Consider the following 4,137-nt stretch of genomic DNA (forward strand, 5'->3'; position numbering starts at 1 on the left):
CGGCACTTCGCTGAGCCCCCACAAAGAAAAAACGACCCGGAAGGAAACGCCATGACCGGCAAGACCGTGTTCGAGACCCGCTATGGCTTCCGGCGCAACCAGGTGGTGCTCGCCAACTGGCGCGAGAACCCCTTCAACCGGTGGTCGTTCCAGAACCTCGGCGAACTGGTGCCGACCGCCCGCGTGGCGGCGACGTCGGGCGTTGTCGAAACCCCCGTGCGCGATATGGGCGGCCTGCTCGGCGAAAAGGTCGCGATCGCCGGCACATCGGAGACAGTGGCTGAATTTCTCGCGCGTTCGAGCACCGACGCACTGACGGTGATGAAAGACGGCAAGATCGTCGGCGACTGGTTCGCCCCGCATATGGATTTCGGCGCCCGCCACATCATCTTTTCGATCAGCAAGTCGCTGACCGCCATCATTGCCGGCATTCTGGAAGGCGAGGGCGTATTCGACCCGGAAGCGCCGGTGACGGCCTACATCCCTGAAGCCGCCGGCTCGGCCTATGGCGATGCGAGCGTGCGGCATGTGCTCGACATGAGCGTCAGCCTCGATTTCGAGGAAGCCTATCTCGATCCGGAGAGCGCTTTCGCCCGCTATCGTCGCGCCACGCTGTGGAATCCGGGCGGCGGCACGGAGAGCCTGCGCGAATTCATTTTGACCTTGCAACGCCTTGCAGAGCCGCATGGCCAGACCTTCCGCTACCGCTCGCCGAATTCCGACCTGCTCGGACTGCTGCTCGAGCGCGCGTCGGGCCAGCGGTTCACCGACCTGATGCGCGAGAAGCTGTGGCTGCCGCTCGGCGCTGTCGGCGAAGCCTCGATCGGCGTCGACATGGAAGGCACGGCGCGCACGGCCGGCGGTATTTCGGTGACGCCGCGCGACCTGGCGCGTGTTGGCGAGATGATGCGGCAAGGCGGGGTGGCCAATGGCCGCCGCATCGTGCCGGAAGCCTGGGTGCGCGATACGGTTGCTAGCGGCGGCAGTTCCGACGCTTGGCAGCGCGGCGCGATGCAGCCGCTGTTCCCGAAGGGCCGCTATCGCAACAAATGGTACCAGACGGGCTTGCCGAACGGCGCCTATTGCGGCATCGGCATTCATGGCCAGTGGCTGTATGTCGATCCCAGGACCAAAGTGGTGATCGCCAAGATGTCGTCGCAGCCCGAGCCGGTCGACGATCCGCTCGATGTCGAGATCGTCGCCTTCTTCGAGGCGCTGAGCCGGATGGTCTGATCCTCGCTTGGCCGCCACATTAGCGCGCGCTTTCCTGTGGACCCGCCGGGCTCATGGAAACGCGGCGGTTGGCGGACCGGACGTCTGCGCCTATGGTCGCCGCTCTTTGGACGAGAGCAGGTACGACATGGCATCCGACATCAAGCGCATTGCAGCCATCATCGCGGCCGAGATCAGCGCGCGGCCCGAACAGGCGGCCGCGGCGATTGAACTGCTCGATGAGGGCGCGACAGTGCCGTTCGTGGCGCGCTACCGCAAGGAAGTCACCGGCGGGCTCGACGACACGCAATTGCGCGATCTTGCCGAACGCCTTGCCTATCTGCGTGAGCTCGATGCGCGCCGCGACAGCATCCTTGGCTCGATCCGCGAACAGGGCAAGCTGACCGAGGAGCTTGAAGGCAAGATCGTCGCCGCCAGCACCAAGGCGGAACTTGAGGACATCTACCTGCCCTACAAGCCCAAGCGCCGGACCAAGGCCGAGATCGCCAGGGAGCGCGGGCTGGGGCCGCTGGCCGAAGCCATCTTGGCGAACCGCTCATTGGTGCCTGCCGAACTGGCACTGGCCTATGTCAGCGAAGAGGTGGCCGATACCAAGGCAGCGCTCGAAGGGGCGCGCGACATCCTGTCGGAACAATTCGCCGAGAATGCCGATCTGGTCGGAAAATTGCGCAGCTACATGAAGGAGCGCGCCTTCATGCGCGCCAGGGTGGTCGACGGCAAGCAGGAAGCCGGTGCGAAATTCTCCGACTATTTCGACCATGTCGAGCGCTGGGCAAATGTGCCGAGCCATCGCGCGCTGGCGATGCTGCGTGGCCGCAACGAGGAGGTGCTTTCGCTCGACATCGAGGTCGATGCCGATGATACGTCGCCGGTGAAGCCGGTCGAGCGGATGATCGCCAATGCCTATGCCATCGGAGGCAGCCTGCCGGGTGACCGCTGGCTGATGGAGGTGGCGGGCTGGACCTGGCGGATAAAACTGTCGCTGCACCTGACTCTCGATTTGATGCGCGACCTGCGCGAGCGGGCCGAGGAAGAGGCGATCCATGTGTTCGCCCGTAACCTCAAGGATTTGCTGCTGGCGGCGCCCGCCGGTTCGCGCGCCACTATGGGGCTCGACCCCGGCATCCGCACCGGCGTCAAGGTGGCGGTGGTCGACGGCACTGGCAAGGTGCTGACCACGACGACCGTCTACCCGTTCCCGCCCAGGAATGATGTGCGCGGCACGCAGGCGGAGCTCGCCAAGCTCATCCGGCTGCACAAGGTCGAGCTGATTTCGATCGGCAACGGCACCGGCAGCCGCGAGACGGAAAAGCTGGTCGCCGACATGCTGTCCGACATGCCGGCGGATGGTGGTCCGAAGCCCCTGAAGGTGATCGTCAGCGAGGCCGGCGCCTCGGTCTATTCGGCATCGGCGACGGCGGCGGCGGAATTCCCCGGCCTCGACGTGTCGTTGCGCGGTGCCGTCTCGATTGCCCGGCGGCTGCAGGATCCGCTGGCAGAACTGGTCAAGATCGAGCCCAAATCGATCGGCGTCGGCCAGTACCAGCACGATGTCGACCAGTACCGTCTCGGCCGCTCGTTGGAGGCGGTGGTGGAAGACGCGGTCAACGCCGTCGGCGTCGATCTCAACACCGCCTCGGCGCCACTGCTGGCGCGCGTTTCAGGTCTCGGCGCGTCTCTGGCCGACGCGATCGTCGCCCATCGCGATGCGACCGGGCCCTTCGCCAGCCGGAAAGATCTGCTCAAGGTGCCGCGGCTCGGACCTCGGGCCTTCGAACAATCCGCCGGTTTCCTGCGCATCGCCAATGGCAGCGAACCGCTCGATGCCTCCTCTGTGCATCCGGAAGCTTACGGCGTGGCGAAGAAGATCGTCGCCGCCTGCGGGCGCGATGTGCGGTCGTTGATGGGCGATAGTGCCGCGCTGAAGGCACTCGACCCGCGCGTCTTCGTCGACGAGCGTTTCGGCCTGCCGACGGTGCGCGACATCCTGGCGGAGCTGGAAAAACCGGGCCGCGACCCGCGCCCGGGCTTCAAGACGGCGACCTTCGCCGACGGCATCGACGACATCAAGGATCTGAAGCCCGGCATGCTGCTCGAAGGCACGGTCACCAATGTGGCCGCCTTCGGCGCCTTTGTCGATATCGGAGTGCATCAGGACGGGCTGGTGCATGTCTCGCAACTGGCCGACCGGTTCATCAAGGACGCGCATGAGGTGGTCAAGGCCGGCGATGTGGTCAAGGTGCGGGTCGTCGACGTCGACATCAAGCGCAAGCGCATCGCGCTTTCCATGCGCAAGGATGGCGGCGAGGGTGGCGCACCGCGTGGCGGGCCACGCGACAATGGTGGCGGCAGGCCGGCACCACGTTCGCCGGCACCGCAGCAACGCCAGCCGGAGCGGCCGGCACAGCAAGGCGCATTCGGTGCTGCCTTGGCGGATGCGCTGAAGCGGAAGTAGCTACCACGCCAGAACGGCCGGCTCCTTCTCGACCTGGCCCAGCAGCCAGTCGCGAAAACTGGCGACTGGCGGATGGCCTCGCTTGTCGTGTGGGACGACGAGATAGTAGGCGCTGCGGCTTTGCATGGGCCGGCCTGGCGCCGGCACCAGCTGGCCGCGCTGCAATTCACCTGCAATGAGGATCAGCGGCAGCAGCGCCACGCCGAGCCCCGCCATGCAGGCCTGGGCGGCGGTGCCGAACTGCTCGAACTGCATGCCGGGCCCGGTCGGCGCGCTCAGGCCCTGATGCTCGAACCATTCGGTCCAGGCGCCAGGACGCGTCGCCATGTGCAGCAGCGGCAGGCGGCCGATATCGGCCGGTGAGGCGATGGCGCGGCCGGCGAGGAATTCGGGCGACACGACCGGCGCCACGGTTTCGCGCACCAACAGTGTCGAGTCGGCCTCAGGCC

The 4,137-nt window shown here is 66.2% G+C and carries 3 protein-coding genes; 2 read left to right on the top strand and 1 reads right to left on the bottom strand.

Features of this window, described 5'->3' with window-relative positions:
* Nucleotides 1–51 precede the first annotated feature (51 nt).
* Both EN893_RS21695 and EN893_RS21700 read left to right on the top strand, forming a co-directional pair.
* On the top strand, nucleotides 52–1,233 hold the full coding sequence (locus tag EN893_RS21695) for a serine hydrolase (protein WP_127268197.1): 1,182 nt from the start codon (nucleotides 52–54) through the stop codon (nucleotides 1,231–1,233).
* A 127-nt stretch (nucleotides 1,234–1,360) separates the two neighbouring features.
* Nucleotides 1,361–3,688 carry a Tex family protein gene (locus EN893_RS21700; protein WP_127271550.1) on the top strand — a complete coding sequence of 776 codons (2,328 nt, stop codon included), beginning with the start codon at nucleotides 1,361–1,363 and terminating at the stop codon, nucleotides 3,686–3,688.
* On the opposite strand, the gene EN893_RS21705 is transcribed toward EN893_RS21700, so the two are convergent.
* Nucleotides 3,689–4,137: LysR substrate-binding domain-containing protein (locus tag EN893_RS21705; protein ID WP_245490879.1), on the bottom strand; the 449-nt coding region annotated here is incomplete at its 5' end.

The sequence above is a fragment of the Mesorhizobium sp. M7A.F.Ca.CA.004.04.2.1 genome (assembly GCF_004022825.1).
Lineage (GTDB): Bacteria > Pseudomonadota > Alphaproteobacteria > Rhizobiales > Rhizobiaceae > Mesorhizobium.

Coding starts and splice junctions, on each gene's coding strand:
- EN893_RS21695 (WP_127268197.1), top strand. CDS start 52: ATGACCGGCAAGACCGTGTTCGAGACCCGCTATGGCTTCCGGCGCAAC.
- EN893_RS21700 (WP_127271550.1), top strand. CDS start 1,361: ATGGCATCCGACATCAAGCGCATTGCAGCCATCATCGCGGCCGAGATC.